We start from the raw sequence: 17,916 nt of genomic DNA on the forward strand, positions 1-17,916 counted from the left end.
TAATTGTTATATTTCCAACCGGTGTAAAAATACCAGTTATCCACAGTTATCCACACCGGGTTTGTGTATATAGAATCCTTGTTATATCAACGTTTTAAGTAACTGACTCCAAAAGTTATCCACAATAAAATTTTATCATGTGAATAACTTTTTTCAATAAAATCCTATAATTAAGCCCTTTTTAGCCTATCCATTTTCAACACCGATTTCCCACTTCACAGACTTGACAAGCCGTTAATGCCACAGTTTTCCACAGACTTATCCACATTTTTGTGGATAACCTTGTGGAAATACACAAAAAAAGTCGAATAGCACTTCGCTATCCGACTCCTTATTCGTTATTGTTATAAACTTGGACTGTTCGTTTCTGTTAAAGAAATCGTTGTTGTTTGTTTTTGTCCATTTCTATAGTATGTTACTTCAAGCTTATCGCCAACTTTATGGCTGTAAAGAACTTTACGTAAGTTTTGAATTCCTTGAATTTTTTGTCCATCCATTTCAACAATGACATCGTAAGCTTGTAGTCCCGCAGCTTTTGCACTACCTTTCGCCATGACTTCTGCAATAACGACTCCGTTCTTCACATCTCGTGGTAAATTCAATTGCTCGATTACTCGTTCATTCACACTTGATAAGTTTACCATTGAAATTCCAAGAGCTGGACGTGTAATTTTCCCGTCCGTTTCGAGTTGCTTAATAATCGAAACAACTTCGTTACTTGGAATTGCAAATCCCATCCCTTCAACAGACGACTTAGAAATCTTCATTGAGTTGATTCCGATGACTTGGCCAGCGCTATTAATTAACGCACCACCTGAGTTCCCTGGGTTAATCGCTGCATCTGTTTGAATGGCCGTTACGACCCAGTCTTCTTGTCCATCGCCATCAACGTCTGTGGCAACAGCACGGTTAGTTGCTGACACGATTCCTTGCGTTACACTTGTTGCGAATTCACTTCCAAGAGGAGAACCAATCGCAATCGCGGTTTGTCCAACTTCAACATCATCAGAATTTGCAAATTCAGCGACAGTTGAAACATTTGTATTGGCAATACGAATCACCGCTAAGTCTGTCCATTGGTCACTACCAACAAGCTCAGCTTTTTCACGTGTCCCGTCTGCTAAAAGAACTTCTAATTCTTGTGATTTCGCAATAACGTGATAGTTCGTCACGATATAGGCATATCCACCCTCATTTTTATAAATGACCCCACTACCTTCAGACGCAGTAGCTAATTCTCCTCCGGTTTGTTGTGTGCCGTATAAGTTATTTCTTGAAGTTGATTGTTTGTTAATCACTGAAACAACCGCGTTCTTCACTTCAGCAACCACTTTTGTGATTTCTGTTCCACCTTTTGTGGCTGTGGATGTTTTTGTTGTTTCCACTTGTGTTTGTGAGGGTTGTGTAGCAGGTGTTGTTGCTTGGTTTGCTGGATTCGTTACAGCCATAATTCCAACTCCTCCGGCAACAGCGACTGCTCCTCCCAATAATCCGCCGATAAAGCCATTTTTAAAAGCTTTCGATGATTTTTTTCTTTGTAATTGTTCTTGTGACATCTGCTCACTCCTCTCGTTTGTAAATATACAATAGTTTTTTCATATGAAATTTATATGAAATAAAGCTTATAGAGTACTTAAAAAACTCTTTCGAACTTGCTAAATTTTTAAACGGTAAATAATTTTGTGGGTTCATACGGATCCGTATGATAGAGCTCGAACGCCTGATGAACGCCTTTATCATGCGTTTGGAAGATACTTTCGGCTGTTTGATAGGCGATTTCCTTCATGTTATTATCTTGACTTAAGTGTCCTAGATAAATTCGTTTCGTGCGGTCACCCATCATTTCACACATCGCAAGCGCGCCATCATCATTCGATAAATGACCCTTGTCGCTTAAGATACGTTGTTTCAAATGCCAAGCGTAAGGTCCCATTCGAAGCATTTCTAAATCATGATTGCTTTCGATGAGATACGCATCTGCATTTTTCAACAAACCTCTTAGCTTATCACTCACATAACCCGTGTCTGTCAGCATCACGAACTGCTTGCCTTCGTGTTGGAAACTATAAAATTGAGGAGCTGCCGCATCATGCGATACGGCAAAACTCATGACATCTAAGTCTCCAAACGTGAGCGTGTCTCCGGTATTGAAGATTTCCTGTTGTTCGAGAGCGACTTTCCCAATCTTTCCAGCCATGGCTTGCCATGTTTTTTCATTGGCATAGATTGGAATCCCGTATTTACGAGCCAGAACCCCAATTCCTTTAATATGGTCAGAATGTTCATGGGTGACGAGAATGGCATCCACATCCGAAATGGAGCGATCAATCTTCTCCATTTGCGCAGTAATGGCTTTACCAGTGAGTCCACAGTCCACTAATATTTTTTGTTTTGGCGTTTCGATGTAAGTAGCATTCCCCGAGCTACCACTCGCGAGTAAACTCACTTTCAAACCTTGTTCTTGCATGTTTATTCCCTTCTTATTGTTGTTGTAGACTTTGCGTTGTTGTTGTGTTATTTGTTGTTGTACGCTGCGTTTGCGTATTCGTTGTTTCTAGCGTTTCATTCGCTAGAACCGTTCCATGAATTGCATCCACACGCCGAGCGATTAATTGTCCGTCAGCTTGGCGTATTTCAATATACCACGCAGGTGAGTAAATTGAAAAATCTTTTAGTACAAGCGATTGATAATACGATAATTTTACCGATTGAACGGTTGCCTTCGACGAAATTCGTCCGGCTAAGTAAAGAATCTCAACCGCCCTTTGAGCTGTAATCAATTCACGCTCTTTCCCAAGTACTTGCACACTTCCCGCATAAGTCTGTTCATAGCTTACGACTTGGTCATTGGCATTTACTGTAAAGATAATTTGACTCGAGCCATCCATAATCGTTAACTTATCTGCTTTTTGTGTATAAATTACTTTGCGGGTTGTTGGATTATAAGATGACCATGTGTATTGGTCTCCAAAAGCCACTTGATTATTTTCAACGATTTTTGTTAAATCCGCAAAGCTATCTGCAGATACAGATCCGCTTAAGTCTAATTGGATTGGTGTCACAAATTGCCCGTTAATAATATTTTTTTCTAGCGTTACGACTTGATTTGGTAAACTAGACAATTTTCCATCTGTAGATTCCGGTGTTACTTGAATAATCGGAACGGACTCTACTGTCGCATTTAGCGTTGGTAATGTAATTCCGTCTAACTTCATTTGGTCAATGACGTTAATACTTGTATTCAACGGATTTTTCACATCAGATCTTTTTTGCCATACTAATCCGAATAAGAATAAATCAAGGATAAAGAAGCAGACGATGAGGACGACTGCACTTCTCTTAAAATCCATCTGCGTCACCTCCCGTTGTTTGCGGTCCGTTCGCTGGTTCTGTCTGATGCTTCTCTGCTTTTAATTCAGCAAGCGTCTTCCAGGTTCCATTCTTTTTGATGTACCACGTTGGCGTAAATTCAACGATTTGAACACTCTCGCTACTAATCGTCCATGAATAGCCGATTCGAATATCTTCAATCTCATTCATGACGAAGCCTTCGTTCAACATTTCAGTGACGATCGTCTTCCCACCAACAACCGTTACCTTCTTACTTTTCGTTGGTAAAGGTGTTTGTGCGATTAGCGATGAAGTTCTCATTTTTTCGATGCCATTCGTGTTGGCTTTTATTTGCGTAAATCCTTCTTTTCCGCTCGATAAAATTGGATACGAATCGACATAGCGGACAAAATCAACAATATTATTATTTAAATCCACTGAGAATAGACTCACACCTAATTGCCAACCTCCAAGACGTTTCATCTGATTGAAAGTTTGCGTTAAGTTATTCGTATAGAGTAGCGTTTCTTCTCCTGAACGGTTCTCAAAGAAAGTAACTACATTCGTTGTACGGTCCAATTTCAATTGCGACAAGTTATCATTGTACACAACTGTCTTTCCGTCTCCACGCGTACGAATTTCTGATTGGTTAGTAAATAATTGAGTAATGTAGAAACTCATCGGGATTTGTTCGATTAAGTAGGCCGATTGTTCAACATTCAAATTATCTTGTTCGACAAAGAATTGTTTTGTCTTTCCACGATAAGATTCGACTTCATAGAAGTCACTATCCGCATATAATGCTTCGAGTTCTGTTTTGAGACTCTCATCAATTTTTGCACTGTAGAGTTGTTTATTCTCGTCGTTAATGAAGTACGCTGTATGAGGATCGTCCGTACGAATCACAATGCGTGAGAAACGATCATTGCTTAAGTCCTCATTATTTGCATCGAAGTAGCGACTCAAAATCCCAAACGAATGTAATCCATCAAATAGAATTTCAATGCGCGCTTCACGCAAGACAAGATTTTCATAAGTAGTCTCATCCATCGTTTCCAGACGCGTTAAATTCGTAAATCGTTTATTTAAATGACTGTTCACTTCTCTCATAATTGAAGCGCTACTTGTCATTTCGTATTTATTTTTATTCGTTAACACTAAACGAGTGGGTCTGAAGACATCCTCCATCGAATAGGTTGCACGAACTTGTACACCTGTATCTTGTTGTGTTGCAACTTTATTATTATTTTGCTTTTGATTCGTAAAGAAATCAACCGGACGTACTACGATGAGATACGTAAACACAAAGCTAATGGCCATTAAAACAAGGAGTGTCGTTAGCATTGCACGATAACGTTTAAAATTCATCCCATTCACCGTCCTCTTCAAATGGAACATATGGTAGAGAAACAAAGAATGTAGATCCTTTATTTTCAATACTGTTCACCCAAATTTTTCCACCGTGTAATTGAACGACTTCTTTCGCAATAGCCAGTCCAAGACCACTACCACCCATTGCTCTTGAGCGAGCCTTATCTACACGATAGAATCGGTCGAATAAGTGTGGAATATCCTTACGAGGAATTCCCAACCCTTCGTCACTTACACTCACGATTAAATCCGTATGAGTTTCCATTAAACGAACGATAATACGACCCCCGTCTGGAGAATATTTAATCGCATTATTGATAATATTATCCAACACTTGCGTCATCTTATCTTGGTCAATTTCAACCCATAAATCTCGTTGTGTGATATCCGTTAAAATACGGTAATTCTTTTCACGATATTGGTCACTTGAAAGCACCATATCGAAACGGTTGGCAATATGTTTCACCAACTCGTTCATATTCACGAACTCCTTATCGAGTTCAAGACGGTTTTGGTCCATACGCGATAAGTTGAGTAAGTCCGTAATCATACGCATCATACGGTCTGTTTCAGTTTCGATAACATGTAAGAATTCTGGCGCAATTTCTTTATTTTCCCATGCCCCATCCACTAACGCTTCTGTATAACTCTTAATACTTGTTAGTGGAGTACGTAATTCGTGGGAAACGTTCGATACGAAATTACGACGTTCGCGGTCGATTTTCTCTTGTTCGGTAACGTCTGTTAATACGCAGACAAGACCGCTAATAAATCCAGATTCACGTTGAATCACTGAGAACTCACATTGCACGATGGTATCTTCGCCATCTTCTTCAAACGTAATCATACGTTCTTCTTGAGACTCAAGTAAATCCCTGAAAGTAACAGTACGGTCGAGTCTTAATACATCTAATAATGGTGTCCCGACAATTCGTTCGCTACGTAAGTTTAAAATATCTAACGCTGCCGCATTGATAATTACAATACGTCCACGACGGTCGGTCGCAATTACCCCGTCACTCATATGACGTAGGACACTATCCAACCTTTGCCGTTCCGCTTCGGTCCCTTCTTGCGCTTCTTTAATCTTCACAGAGAGGTCGTTAATGGCTTGCCCTAATTGACCAAGCTCGTCATCTCCGTAAATCATCACTTCACCCGTATAGTTTCCTTCAGCAATCTGTTCCGTTTGTTGCTTCATCTCTGCGATTGGACGCGTAATCCCTTGTGAAATCATCACGGTAATCACGATAGCCAAAATAATGACAAAGATAGAAGAACTAATAAAGATAACCCCGATATCTTTGACTTGCGTATAACGCGATTCGAAATTCGATGTTACTGAAATAATCCCAACCGGATTCCCTGAAGCAGTATTCACTGGGTCAATCGGTGAAACGTATTTCCAATAACGCGTTTCGCCTTCCGTGAAGTTATAACTTTGCACGGTATTCGACACAACGACTTGTTGAACGTCCGCTTCTGTTGAACGTGTTCCAACCACAGACTGCTGCGTTTGGTTCGTTGTTCCCAAAATATATCCTTGCATGTCCATGATGCGAATTTCGACAATACTATTCCCTGTTGGGTAATCTTGTAATAATTGCGAAATTTCAGACATCTTCGCTTCATCGGTCGCATCTTTTGCCAAAATCGGCTGCACGTTATTCTTCAAGAACCCTACTTGCAGTTGGATTTGTTCCTGGAAGTTAGACACCATTTGCGACTCTAATTGTGTTAAGAAGTTCGCAACAATGAGTTGCAGCGAAATAACTAAGAGCAAGATGAACAGCATCGGAATCTTAAATTGAATGGAACGAAAGAATCGTTTCATTTTCTTCATGAGTCATTTTCCCCTCTACTTTTTAGAAAAATACGCTTTTCTTGCCGGTAGTTCAGGTGGCAAGGAAAAGCGCATTTCAATCTTAAGCTTCTTTTTCTTGATCTGGGGTCTTAATATAGTAACCTACCCCACGACGAGTCATAATCCATGTTGGGTGACTCGGTGTATCTTCGATTTTTTCACGTAAGCGACGTACCGTAACGTCCACTGTACGCACATCTCCGAAGTAATCATATCCCCACACCGTTTGCAATAGGTGCTCACGTGTGATTACTTGCCCGATATGTTTTGCTAAGTAGTGAAGTAATTCGAACTCACGGTGCGTTAATTCGATTTCTTCGCCACGTTTTGAAACCACATAAGCATCTTCATGGATAATGAGTGAGCCTAATACGATTTCGTTAGCTGTTTTTTCTTCTTCTGCTTCCGCTGGAGCTAATTGTTGACGACGTAAGTTTGCTTTCACACGTGCGATTAACTCACGGTTTGAGAAAGGTTTTGTCACATAGTCATCGGCTCCAAGTTCAAGACCTAAAACTTTATCGATTTCAGAATCTTTGGCTGTCACCATGATAATTGGGACATTGCTTGTTTTACGGATTTCACGGCATACTTCTAAGCCATCAATTTTCGGTAACATTAAGTCTAAAATAACTAAATCTGGATTTTTTTCGTTGAAAGCCACCAGACCCTCTTCACCGTCAAAGGCTGTGATTACTTCAAAGCCCTCTTTTGTAAGACTAAACTTGACGATGTCTGAAATTGGCTTCTCATCATCTACAACTAGGATTTTTTTCATATAAATCCTCCTTTACTCTATTACTTTTTTATGCCCAAACACTTTCTAAAATGTTGGTTTGTTCTCTATCTGGTCCTACACTGAATGTAGAAATTCGTACGCCGACTAATTCTGAAATACGACGAACATAGTTGCGCGCATTTTCAGGAAGCTCTTCGAGTGAACGGCAACTTGTAATGTCTTCGTTCCAACCTGGTAATTCTTCATACACAGGTTCGCATTGTCCTAGTTCTACTAGGCTTGCTGGGTAGTGAGAAATTTCTTCTCCATTTGGTTTACGGTAAGCTACACAGATTTTAACTGTTTCTAAACCTGTTAAAACATCGATACTGTTTAAGCTTAAGTTTGTAATACCTGATACACGTTTCGAGTGACGCATTACAACGCTATCGAACCAACCAACACGTCTTGGACGTCCAGTTGTTGTACCGTATTCACGTCCGACTTCACGAATACGTGAGCCGATTTCATCGAATAATTCTGTTGGGAAAGGTCCATCCCCTACACGAGAAGTGTACGCTTTACATACCCCAACGACTTTATTAATTTTTGAAGGTCCAACACCGCTACCAATCGTTACCCCACCAGCAACTGGGTTTGAAGATGTTACGAATGGATAAGTACCTTGGTCGATATCCAACATAACCCCTTGTGCCCCTTCGAATAATACGCGTTTTCCTTGGTCTAATGCATCGTTTAAAATCACTGAAGTGTCGCAAACGTATTGTTTCATTTGTTGACCATATTCGTAGTACTCTTCGAAAATGTCATCAAACTCAATTGGTTCTGCATCGTACATTTTAGTAAAGAGACGATTCTTTTCAGCTAAGTTGATTCTTAGACGTTCCGCAAATACTTCACGGTCTAGTAAGTCCGCCACACGAATCCCAACACGCGCTGCTTTATCCATGTAGCAAGGTCCAATCCCTTTATTCGTTGTCCCAATTTTGTTGTCGCCTTTCGCTTCTTCTTGTAATTGGTCTAAGCGAATGTGGTATGGCAAGATGACATGCGCGCGGTCTGAAATACGTAAGTTATCAGTAGTCACATTTCTTTCGTGTAAATACGCAAGTTCTGTGATTAGAGATTTTGGATTCAATACAACCCCATTTCCGATCACGCTGATTTTCTCTGGTGAAAAAATTCCTGATGGAATTAAGTGAAGTTTATAAGTCACTCCATTGAATTGAATCGTATGTCCTGCATTGTCTCCCCCTTGATAGCGGGCAATGACTTCTGCGTTCTCACTGAGGAAGTCTGTAATTTTTCCTTTACCTTCGTCTCCCCATTGTGTTCCTACTACTACTACTGATGACATTTGACGCACCTCTTCTTTGTATTATTCATTTAAATGTCTGTTATTAGGCCACTGGAGCGTTTTGCTCGACTCCGTCTGGCACAAGATTTGTAAATTTATTAAATTCTTTCATGAAGTTCAATTCAACCGTTCCACGAGGACCGCTACGGTTTTTCTCGATAATCACTTCAATGGTACTATTTGGCTCCACCTCTGGAACATGTCCGTTCTCATCTGGCTCTTGACGATAGTAATCATCACGATATAAGAATGCTACAATATCGGCATCTTGCTCGATAGATCCAGATTCACGAATATCTGACATGATTGGTCGTTTATCTTGACGTTGTTCCACACCACGCGATAATTGCGAAAGTGCGATAACAGGAACTTTTAATTCCTTCGCTAATTTCTTCAAGTTACGAGAGATTTCAGAAACCTCTTGTTGACGACTCTCTTTTCCGTTTCCTTCAATCAACTGCAAGTAGTCGATGACGACTAGCCCAAGATTATTACGCTCTTGTTTTAGACGACGACATTTTGCACGGATTTCAGCAACACGAATCCCTGGAGTATCATCAATAAAAATTGGTGCTTCAGATAATGCTCCGGTTGCCACAAAATATTGTGTATATTCTTCAGGCGTTAATTTACCTGTTTTCAAATGCCCTGCGTTAATGCTCGCATGAGAACAGATAATACGCTCTACAAGGGACTCAGCCCCCATTTCAAGACTGAAGATAGCTACCGTTTCGTTCAAGTTCACGGCAACGTTCTTTGCAATATTCAATACAAAGGCCGTTTTACCAACAGATGGACGAGCCGCTAAGATGATTAACTCATCCGCATGTAACCCTGACGTCATTCTGTCTAAGCCGATATATCCTGTTGCAATCCCTGTCACTTCACCATTGTTTTTCGCACGCTCTTCTAAGCTTTCATAAGCGGTACGAAGAACCGAGCTGATTGGAATAAAACCAGCCTTATTCCGTCCTTCCGATACTGAAAGAATATCTTTCTCAGCAGTATCCAAGACGTTGGCAATTGGTTCATCCTCTTGGTAAGCCGTTTTTACAATATTTGTCGAAGTTTTAATTAATTTACGGCGAGTAGATTTTTCTAAAACAATTTGCGTATAGTACTCTACGTTGGCTGCAGTTGGCACTTTATCAAGAAGCTCGATTAGCGTAACTTCTCCACCAATATTCTCCATTTGATTCTTTTGTCTTAAAATCTCTGAAACGGTGATTGCGTCAATATCGATATTGTTTTGATTTAATTCAATCATTGCCGCAAAAATTAATTGATGAGAAACACGATAGAAATCTTCCGGTGTCAAAAATTCCATAACCGAAATAATCGAGTCACTAGCAAGAAGAATAGACCCTAAAACGGCTTCTTCTGCCTCAATATTTTGTGGTGGAACTAAATTTGGATATAGTTCTTCCATTCAAACACCCTTTCTACTAAAAATAACCATAAAAATACAGTTTCATTGTATCATAAAACGCTGTAATAAAACAGAAGAGTGAGTCTTTTCGAGCATGAAAACTTCTATGTTCATTTATAACTTTGTGAATTGTATCACATATTTAAAACCAAAAGAAAAAGGATTCTCCACAACGGGAAAATCCTTAGTATTTCTTATTATTGAGCAACGATATTCACAGTCATAATTGCTGTTACATCGTGGTGTAATTTAACAGGAACACGAGTGTATCCTAATGCACGAATTGGTGCTGCTAATTCGAATTTGCGACGATCCAATTCAACATTGAATTTCTTGTTGAATTCTTCTGCGATTTGCTTCGCTGGGATTGCTCCGAATAGACGGCCATCTTCCCCTGCTTTTGCTTTAATCGTTACAACTGTATCTTCGCGTTCTAAGAACTCTTTCATTTCTTTGGCTTTTGCTAATAATTCAGCGTTGTGTTTTTCTTCAGCTTTCTTTTGTCCTGATAAAGTTGCTAAGTTTGCGGCATTTGCTTCTTTAGCTAAACCATTTTTGATTAGGAAGTTTTGTGCGTATCCATCTGCAACGTTTTTAACGTCACCTTTTTTACCTTTACCTTTTACATCTTTCAAGAAAATTACTTTCATGTTTCTTCCTCCTAATTATAAGTTAATTTCACTACCAATTTCTTCAATCACTTGAATTAATTGGCGGATTGCTTCTTCAATCGTGATATCGGATAACTGAGTTGCAGCATTTGATAAATGTCCGCCACCACCCATTTTCTCCATCACACGTTGTACGTTTTTGTTTCCTAAACTACGGGCACTAATCCCAACACGACCGTCATTACGTTTTGTAACCACAAATGAAGCATCGATGTTTTCCATCGACAACATCATATCAGCCGTTTGTGCAGCCACGACTGTCGGATATACGGTATTTTCTTCACCGTGAACAATTCCGACATTGTTAGGAAGCATTTCGAGCGAGTTCAGTAGATGCGAACGCATTAAGTACGTATCTACATTTTCTTTTAATAAGCGTTGGATCAGAATTGTATCCGCACCAACGGATTTCAGGTAGCTAGCCGTATCAAAGGTACGAGACCCTGTACGAAGCGTGAAATTACGCGTATCTACAATGATACCAGCAAGCAGGGTTGTTGCTTCGATTGGCTGAAGTTTCTCAGCATCTTCTGATTGATATTCTAGCAATTCTGTAATCAATTCACCGACAGATGAAGCATACGGTTCAATATAAACCAAGTCAGGATTTTCAGGGAATTCCTCTCCACGGCGGTGATGGTCGATAATCACTAGTTTATTGGCCTTTTTAACAATCGATGGAGCCGCGCATAGGGAAGGCTTGCTTACATCGACAATAATAACGAGTGTATTTTCAGTCATTAACGCTTCTGCCATCTCCGGATTTACGATAGCAGAGTAGAGACGTTCATTATCTTTGATCACTTCCATCAATTTCTTGATATCATGCGAATATTGCTCTGGATTTGTCACAATCCATGAGGTTTTACCGTGCATTTTAGCGATTCTTCGAATACCTAAACATCCACCAATACAGTCCATATCTGGATATTGATGTCCCATCACCATTACTTGATCTGCTTCAGCAATAAGGTTTTCTAAGGCTTGAGAAACCATACGAGAACGCACTCTTGTACGTTTTTCTAACGGGTTGCTCTTACCACCGTAGAAGCGTGTTTCTTCGTTTTTAGAACGGACAACGACTTGGTCACCACCTCGTCCTAAGGCTAAATCAAGGTTATCTTGCGCAAATTTAGCAATTGCACCATAATCCATCTCTTCATGAGTATCATCCGCATATGAGAACCCCATACTTACGGTTAGTGGGGTATTTTGTTGAGCAGTTGTCTCACGTACACGGTCAATAATCTCAAATTTTGTTTTTTCAAGACTTGAAAGGATCTTTTTATCTAAAAATGCGACAAATCGATCTGAGCTAACACGTTTTAAGTAGATATTATTATGGTTTGCCCAGCTAGTAAGTTGATTTGTCACGAAGTTATTCAAGTTAGACTTCTTACGGTCACTGAGTGATTGTGATACTTCTGCAAAGTTATCAACGAAAATTTGCCCGAATACAGGTCTTTCGTCTAGATAAGTCTCTTTAATCAACGCATATTCCGTAATATCCATCATATAGAGCATTCCAATATCGTTATGGTAAACTATTTGGAAGTATTTATCTTTCCAATGGACCACATTATCTTTATCATCATCCAGATTTTTAACGATATTCGCTAAATCTGGATCGACAACTTCAAGTTTAAACCCTAATAGTTCTTTTCGTTCAAAATACTTTTGTAAATAAGGGTTAATCCATTGAATTTCACCATTATCATCTAACAAAAGCATTCCAATTGGCATTTTAATAGAGGCATCTTGTGAACCTTTATTAATTTTGTACGATAAATTCGTTACATAATGATTCGTTTCTTTAATAATGTAGTTTGCAAACGAGTATAGGAGTGTTCCTAATAAAATAACAAACAAAGTAAGGATAAGTCCCATCCATACATTCATCACGTATGCAATAATCAGCATACAGACAATGATGGCTATAAATGAGATTCCGTATTTCTTCATTGTTTCACTTTTTAGAAATGTCGGTAAAGCCTTAATACGTTCTTTTAGGCTTTTCTTCATTCTTGCACCTTCTTTCTATATACCTTATTTTACCACAGTTTTGGCCCCTCGTCAGTTCTCTAAAATTGTTTCACGTGAAACAATTTAGACATAGAGTAGGGTACAAATGTTTCACGTGAAACATTTTAAAGGGTTGTTTCTCAATCGAATGTTTCACGTGAAACATTCTTTAATATGTATTCGACTTTGATAGTCATATTAAAAAAGTAGTAATTGACTTTTTAATCGTTATACACCTTAATAAAACAAAAAAAGGATTGAGAAATTCTCAATCCTTTTATTTATTATTAGTCAACTGTTGTGAATGGTAATAATCCCATGATACGAGCACGTTTGATTGCAACAGTTAAAGTACGTTGGTGTTTAGCACAAGTACCTGTTACACGGCGTGGTAAGATTTTACCTTTTTCAGAAATGTAACGTTTTAATAATTCTACATCTTTGTAATCAATGTAGTCGATGTGGTTTGCACAGAAGTAGCAAACTTTTTTACGACGGCGTTGACCGCCACCTCTACGTTGTTGAGCCATTATGGTATCCTCCTTTTAAACTTTAGAATGGTAAATCATCATCTGAAATGTTGATTGTCTCTCCATTGCTTAAGAATGGGTCAGACATTCCACCACCGAATGATGAAGTAGGAGTATTAAACTGATTAAAGTTATTTGATTGGTTTTGTTGGAATCCGCCTTGTGAGCTTTGATCGTTAGCAGGGCGTTGTTCAGTAACATTACGTGATTCTAACAATGAGAAGTTTTCAGCTAGCACTTCAGTTACATAAACTTTTTGGCCTTGTTGGTTATCATAGCTACGAGTTTGAATACGTCCTTCAATTCCTACTAGTGAGCCTTTACGAGTGAAATTCGCAAAGTTTTCTGCAGCTTTACGCCACATTACGCAATTGATAAAGTCTGTTTCACGTTCACCGTTTTGGTTTTGGTAACGACGATCAATTGCAACAGTGAAGCTCGCATAAGCAGTTCCGTTTGAAGTATAACGTAAATCAACGGCACGTGTTAAGCGTCCAACTAATACAACATTATTAATCATTTAATTCTTACTCCTTTCAAGATTTATGTTTACTTATAATAAACAATTATGCTTCTAATTTAACGATCATGTGACGTAAGATGTCATTGTTGATTTTCGCTAAACGGTCGAATTCATCGATTGCAGCAGCATCTTCAGCAGTGATGTTCACTAAGTGATAGATACCTTCTTGGAAATCTTTAATTTCGTATGCAAAACGACGTTTCGCCCAGTCTTTTGATTCAACAACAACTGCTCCGTTGTCTGTTAAAACAGCATCAAATCTTGCAACCAATTCAGCTTTAGCAGCTTCATCGATGTTTGGACGGATGATATATAAAATCTCGTATTTTGATGTTTGACTCATTGACTGTCACCTCCTTATGGACTTTTGGCCTACTGAATTTTCAGCAAGCAAGGAGAGTATCATTTCTAATACTCACGTTCAATCATTATAGCAAACAAAGCTATAGAATGCAACAGAAATCTGCATTGCAGAGGTGCTCAGGAAAATTTGTGAGTAGTAAAAAAAGTGTCAATATATCATATCTGATATGTAGCATATATGTTACAATTGGCTTATAAAGGAATTAGGGGGAAAAAGAGAAAATGGTGGATTATTTAAAGCGGCTTTTTGCCCGGCTTGACGCGAAATATGAGACTTTTAGAGATGATTTTGAAGCAGAATATTTTCTTCAGAAAAATGCTTTAACGATGATCAGACTTCGGAGGGACTCTGGACTGACGCAAACGGAATTCGCTAGAAATGCCGGTATGACGCAAGGAAATCTCTCTAGACTCGAAAAAGGAAACTATAATCCGACGCTCGCGCATCTTCAAAAAATTGCGAGTAAAAATGGGTATGATTTAGAGATTCGTTTTAAGAAAAAGAAGCGATAAATACGATGAAATCAACAAAAATAGCTCCTACAGACAAAAACTGTAGGAGCTATTATTTTTTTAATTTTATCCCCAAACTTCATGAACGATTTCGTCGATGAGTTTTAATTTATCCCATTGCGCTTCAATCGTTAAGATATTACCTTCTTCTGTAGAAGAGAATCCACATTGAGGGCTGAGGCATAATTGTTCTAGAGGAACATACTGGCTTGCTTCTTTAATACGAGCAATGACTTCATCTTTATCTTCTAAGTCTCCTGATTTAGACGTAATTAAACCAAGAACGACTTTTTGGTCTTTAATATAGCGAAGAGGAGTAAAGTCTCCAGCACGGTCGCTATCATATTCCAAGAAGAATCCATCTACACGGCAATGACCAAATAGCGTCTTCGCCACTGGTTCATAACCACCGCTAGAGAACCATGTTGAGCGGAAGTTCCCGCGGCAAATATGCATATTCACCACTAAGTCTTCTGGTTTCCATTCAATCACACGGTTTAATACATCTACATAGTCACGAGCGATTTGTTCGAGGTCAAATCCACGTGCTTCGTACGCTTCACGCTTATCTAACGCACAGAACTCTCCCCAGCTAGTGTCGTCTAATTGAATATTGCGGCATCCTAAGTCGTAGAAGCATTGTAGCGCCTTACGGTAAGCTGCAACCACATCATCATAGAAAAGGGCTTCATTGTCTTTATAGCGCTCAATAGGCACATAGTTTTTCTCACGAACTTGCGTGATTAAATGCAACATACTTGGTGAAGGAATCGTTAATTTCACTGGTGTATCGCCAGCATGCTCTTTTAAGAATTTGAAGTGTTTTACGAATGGATGGTCCTCAGAAAAATCAACCTTCCCAACAATAAGTAATGTCTTTGGCTTCACATCTTTATCTTTGAATTGAACAGAGAAGTGATCTACTTCAACCAATTCAACCCCATCTAAGTGTTCCAAGAAATCTAAGTGCCAGAATGCACGACGGAATTCACCATCAGTGACAGACTTAAGACCGAGTTCTTTTTCTTTCTCGATTAAAGCGATGATTTCTTCGTTTTCAACACGTTCGAGTTCTTCACTAGTGATTTCTCCAGCACTAAATTTCGCACGGGCTTCTTTTAGACGTTCGGGACGTAAAAAACTTCCTACGTGATCGAGTCTAAAGGGTGCTTTTTGACAACAGCTACAGTTTTCATGATTTGACATTTGTTTTCCTCTTTTCTTTTATTCAGCTTCTGGTAAATAGGCAATGACGCGAACAGGTGACCCTGGAGTCCGTTTCCAGTTAGGGTATGAAATTGAAATCACCGCACCCACTGCAGGAACTTGATCAAGGTTCGCTAATACTTCGACTTGGAAAATATCTTGGCTTAATAAATAGTATTCGTTTGTTAAACCATGTGCAGCAGCATGAACGCCTGAGTCTGTATCTAATGTTTCATGACCAACGGCTTTGACATGACGTTCGTGAATTAAAAATTCAAGTGCGTCTTTGGACCAACCTGGTGTACGTTGAACGTCGTTTTCGTCTAAATTACGAACTTCGTCTTGGTTTGGCCAACGATGTGACCAGTCACTACGGAATGCCATAAACGCACCTGGTTCGATTTTTCCGTATTCTTCTTTGAATGCTAATACGTCTGCTTTTGTTAATTCGAAGTTAGGATTTTGGGCAACTTCTTTTGAACGGTCGATGACGTAGAGTGGTAATAATAAATCTTTTAACTCGATTTCATCAAGGAAGCGTCCGCCTTCATAGAAGTGGCAAGGTGGGTCGATATGTGTACCGTATTGTGTCACCACTGATAATTGTTGTACGTGGAATCCATCTTTTAATGTAAATAAATCTTTTTGTTCCAATGCTGGTAGAGCAGGGAAGTGAGGGCTATTCGCATCGATTTGATGGCTTAAGTTCACCCATTTTGCTTGTTTTAATGTTTTAAAAGCTTGTTCTAATTGTTGTTGAAATGCTGTCATAATGACACTTCCTTTCTGAATAGGGGAAGGCTGTGGTTCAATAATCATTCTCCCCACAGCCTTTTTGTTCGTTTTCTAATGCGAGGTTATTCTCCCCAAACCTCACGGGCGATTTCTGAAATCAATGCAATTTTCTTCCATTGATCTTCTTCTTTAATCACGTTTCCTTCTTCTGTTGAAGCAAATCCACATTGTGTACTTAAGTATAAGTTTTCAAGTGGTACATATTGGCTTGCTTCTTTAATACGAGCGATGACTTCATCTTTGTCTTCTAAGTCTGCAAATTTTGAAGTTAAAAGACCAAGAACCACTTTCTTACCGTCAGAAACTTTTGCAAGAGGCTTGAAGTCGCCAGCACGGTCAGTATCGTATTCTAAGTAGTACGCATTTACGTGTTCGCCTGCTAATAGCTCGTCTTCTACTTTTTCGTATCCTCCTTGAGAAATCCAAGTAGAGTGGAAGTTACCACGGCAAACGTGTGTATTCACTGCTAAGTTTTTTGGTAATGCATCAATCACTGAGTTGTTCAATTGTAATGCACGACCTGCAAAGTCACGACGAACTTCTTCTAATGGACGGCTGTCGTTGAAACGTTTTGAAAAACCATCGTCTGCTAAAGCGCCCCATGTACAGTCGTCAAATTGAATTGTGCGAAGGCCTTCGTTGTATAAGTCTGTAATGACATCCACATATGCGTTTTTAATCGCTTCGAACAACTCTTTTTCAGTTGGATAAACTGCTTTCCACGCTGCAATGTGTTCAGGTGTACGAATTAATTCGAAATAGAATTGTGATGGAGAAGGGATTGTGAATTTCACAATCACATCTTCGTCTTTCACTAAATCACGTAAGAATTTGAAATGTTCTACGAATGGGTGATTATGTCCATCGATTGGAGCTGTTAATGTTGCAGTATCGGCTTTTGTTTCGATACCGTTAAATTTATAACCATGTTCACCAACTGTATGTTCCACACCATTAAATCCCCAGAAGAAGTCAAGGTGCCAGTAAGCGCGGCGGAATTCTCCGTCTGTTACACCTTTCAATCCAGCAACGATTTGCTTTTTAACAAGTTCGCGGATTTCTTTATCTTCTACAGCTGTTAATTCTTCGCGCGTGATTTCGCCGTTTGCAAATTTTGCGCGTGCTTCTACTAAATCTTTCGGACGTAAGAAACTTCCTACGTGGTCTACTCTAAATGGTGCATGTGTTGTCATAAATGTGTTT

At 39.3% G+C, this 17,916-nt stretch carries 17 protein-coding genes; 1 reads left to right on the forward strand and 16 read right to left on the reverse strand.

Annotated elements, in window-relative coordinates; genetic code table 11:
* Positions 1–344: 344 nt before the first annotated feature.
* The 13 genes from O3798_RS02960 to rpsF all read right to left on the reverse strand — a co-directional run bounded on the left by O3798_RS02960 (position 345) and on the right by rpsF (position 14,179).
* Positions 345–1,556, reverse strand: coding sequence for a S1C family serine protease (locus tag O3798_RS02960; RefSeq protein ID WP_371463175.1), 1,212 nt, complete (start codon positions 1,554–1,556; stop codon positions 345–347).
* A gap of 107 nt (positions 1,557–1,663) precedes the next feature.
* Positions 1,664–2,467: an MBL fold metallo-hydrolase gene (locus tag O3798_RS02965; RefSeq protein WP_371463177.1), complete on the reverse strand. Its 804-nt coding sequence runs from the start codon at positions 2,465–2,467 to the stop codon at positions 1,664–1,666.
* A 13-nt stretch (positions 2,468–2,480) separates the two neighbouring features.
* Positions 2,481–3,350, reverse strand: coding sequence for a two-component system regulatory protein YycI (locus tag O3798_RS02970; protein WP_371463178.1), 870 nt, complete (start codon positions 3,348–3,350; stop codon positions 2,481–2,483).
* Positions 3,340–4,698 (reverse strand): two-component system activity regulator YycH, encoded by a 1,359-nt coding sequence (locus O3798_RS02975; RefSeq protein ID WP_175815046.1) that lies wholly within the window; start codon positions 4,696–4,698, stop codon positions 3,340–3,342. Before O3798_RS02975 ends, O3798_RS02970 begins: the two co-directional genes overlap by 11 nt.
* The gene (gene walK, locus O3798_RS02980; protein WP_371463180.1) at positions 4,688–6,544 is read right to left on the reverse strand and encodes a cell wall metabolism sensor histidine kinase WalK; all 1,857 of its coding nucleotides are present in this window, start codon (positions 6,542–6,544) and stop codon (positions 4,688–4,690) included. Before walK ends, O3798_RS02975 begins: the two co-directional genes overlap by 11 nt.
* An 82-nt stretch (positions 6,545–6,626) precedes the next feature.
* Positions 6,627–7,343 (reverse strand): response regulator YycF, encoded by a 717-nt coding sequence (yycF, locus tag O3798_RS02985; protein WP_048783710.1) that lies wholly within the window; start codon positions 7,341–7,343, stop codon positions 6,627–6,629.
* Between the two features lie 28 nt (positions 7,344–7,371).
* Entirely contained in the window at positions 7,372–8,661 is a 1,290-nt protein-coding gene (locus O3798_RS02990) for an adenylosuccinate synthase (protein WP_285252018.1), read from the reverse strand.
* Positions 8,662–8,704: 43 nt separating this feature from the next.
* Positions 8,705–10,090, reverse strand: coding sequence for a replicative DNA helicase (gene dnaB, locus O3798_RS02995; protein WP_371463183.1), 1,386 nt, complete (start codon positions 10,088–10,090; stop codon positions 8,705–8,707).
* Positions 10,091–10,287: 197 nt separating this feature from the next.
* On the reverse strand, positions 10,288–10,740 hold the full coding sequence (gene rplI / locus O3798_RS03000; protein ID WP_048710695.1) for a 50S ribosomal protein L9: 453 nt from the start codon (positions 10,738–10,740) through the stop codon (positions 10,288–10,290).
* A 15-nt stretch (positions 10,741–10,755) separates the two neighbouring features.
* Positions 10,756–12,783, reverse strand: a complete 2,028-nt coding sequence (locus O3798_RS03005; RefSeq protein ID WP_371463186.1) for a DHH family phosphoesterase — start codon at positions 12,781–12,783, stop codon at positions 10,756–10,758.
* A 287-nt stretch (positions 12,784–13,070) separates the two neighbouring features.
* Positions 13,071–13,313 carry a 30S ribosomal protein S18 gene (rpsR, locus tag O3798_RS03010; RefSeq protein ID WP_048713756.1) on the reverse strand — a complete coding sequence of 81 codons (243 nt, stop codon included), beginning with the start codon at positions 13,311–13,313 and terminating at the stop codon, positions 13,071–13,073.
* Between the two features lie 22 nt (positions 13,314–13,335).
* A complete protein-coding gene (ssb, locus tag O3798_RS03015; RefSeq protein WP_048713754.1) occupies positions 13,336–13,833 on the reverse strand; it encodes a single-stranded DNA-binding protein in 498 nt (165 codons plus the stop codon).
* Positions 13,834–13,879: 46 nt separating this feature from the next.
* On the reverse strand, positions 13,880–14,179 hold the full coding sequence (gene rpsF, locus O3798_RS03020) for a 30S ribosomal protein S6 (protein ID WP_005608182.1): 300 nt from the start codon (positions 14,177–14,179) through the stop codon (positions 13,880–13,882).
* Positions 14,180–14,424: 245 nt separating this feature from the next.
* Here rpsF and O3798_RS03025 point away from each other — a divergent pair, with 245 nt between their 5' ends.
* Positions 14,425–14,712: a helix-turn-helix domain-containing protein gene (locus O3798_RS03025; RefSeq protein WP_371463188.1), complete on the forward strand. Its 288-nt coding sequence runs from the start codon at positions 14,425–14,427 to the stop codon at positions 14,710–14,712.
* Between the two features lie 66 nt (positions 14,713–14,778).
* Here the strand turns inward: O3798_RS03025 and O3798_RS03030 are convergent, their stop codons facing one another.
* From O3798_RS03030 to O3798_RS03040, 3 genes are all read right to left on the reverse strand, one after another.
* On the reverse strand, positions 14,779–15,918 hold the full coding sequence (locus O3798_RS03030) for a 5-methyltetrahydropteroyltriglutamate--homocysteine S-methyltransferase (RefSeq protein WP_371463190.1): 1,140 nt from the start codon (positions 15,916–15,918) through the stop codon (positions 14,779–14,781).
* Between the two features lie 18 nt (positions 15,919–15,936).
* Positions 15,937–16,689, reverse strand: a complete 753-nt coding sequence (locus tag O3798_RS03035; protein ID WP_371463192.1) for a cyclase family protein — start codon at positions 16,687–16,689, stop codon at positions 15,937–15,939.
* Positions 16,690–16,775: 86 nt separating this feature from the next.
* The gene (locus O3798_RS03040; RefSeq protein WP_371463194.1) at positions 16,776–17,906 is read right to left on the reverse strand and encodes a 5-methyltetrahydropteroyltriglutamate--homocysteine S-methyltransferase; all 1,131 of its coding nucleotides are present in this window, start codon (positions 17,904–17,906) and stop codon (positions 16,776–16,778) included.
* Positions 17,907–17,916: the final 10 nt, after the last annotated feature.

It is taken from the genome of Granulicatella sp. 20925_1_45, from assembly GCF_041433555.1.
Lineage (GTDB): Bacteria > Bacillota > Bacilli > Lactobacillales > Aerococcaceae > Granulicatella.

Coding starts and splice junctions, on each gene's coding strand:
- O3798_RS02960 (WP_371463175.1), bottom strand. CDS start 1,556: ATGTCACAAGAACAATTACAAAGAAAAAAATCATCGAAAGCTTTTAAA.
- O3798_RS02965 (WP_371463177.1), bottom strand. CDS start 2,467: ATGCAAGAACAAGGTTTGAAAGTGAGTTTACTCGCGAGTGGTAGCTCG.
- O3798_RS02970 (WP_371463178.1), bottom strand. CDS start 3,350: ATGGATTTTAAGAGAAGTGCAGTCGTCCTCATCGTCTGCTTCTTTATC.
- O3798_RS02975 (WP_175815046.1), bottom strand. CDS start 4,698: ATGAATTTTAAACGTTATCGTGCAATGCTAACGACACTCCTTGTTTTA.
- walK (WP_371463180.1), bottom strand. CDS start 6,544: ATGAAGAAAATGAAACGATTCTTTCGTTCCATTCAATTTAAGATTCCG.
- yycF (WP_048783710.1), bottom strand. CDS start 7,343: ATGAAAAAAATCCTAGTTGTAGATGATGAGAAGCCAATTTCAGACATC.
- O3798_RS02990 (WP_285252018.1), bottom strand. CDS start 8,661: ATGTCATCAGTAGTAGTAGTAGGAACACAATGGGGAGACGAAGGTAAA.
- dnaB (WP_371463183.1), bottom strand. CDS start 10,090: ATGGAAGAACTATATCCAAATTTAGTTCCACCACAAAATATTGAGGCA.
- rplI (WP_048710695.1), bottom strand. CDS start 10,740: ATGAAAGTAATTTTCTTGAAAGATGTAAAAGGTAAAGGTAAAAAAGGT.
- O3798_RS03005 (WP_371463186.1), bottom strand. CDS start 12,783: ATGAAGAAAAGCCTAAAAGAACGTATTAAGGCTTTACCGACATTTCTA.
- rpsR (WP_048713756.1), bottom strand. CDS start 13,313: ATGGCTCAACAACGTAGAGGTGGCGGTCAACGCCGTCGTAAAAAAGTT.
- ssb (WP_048713754.1), bottom strand. CDS start 13,833: ATGATTAATAATGTTGTATTAGTTGGACGCTTAACACGTGCCGTTGAT.
- rpsF (WP_005608182.1), bottom strand. CDS start 14,179: ATGAGTCAAACATCAAAATACGAGATTTTATATATCATCCGTCCAAAC.
- O3798_RS03030 (WP_371463190.1), bottom strand. CDS start 15,918: ATGTCAAATCATGAAAACTGTAGCTGTTGTCAAAAAGCACCCTTTAGA.
- O3798_RS03035 (WP_371463192.1), bottom strand. CDS start 16,689: ATGACAGCATTTCAACAACAATTAGAACAAGCTTTTAAAACATTAAAA.
- O3798_RS03040 (WP_371463194.1), bottom strand. CDS start 17,906: ATGACAACACATGCACCATTTAGAGTAGACCACGTAGGAAGTTTCTTA.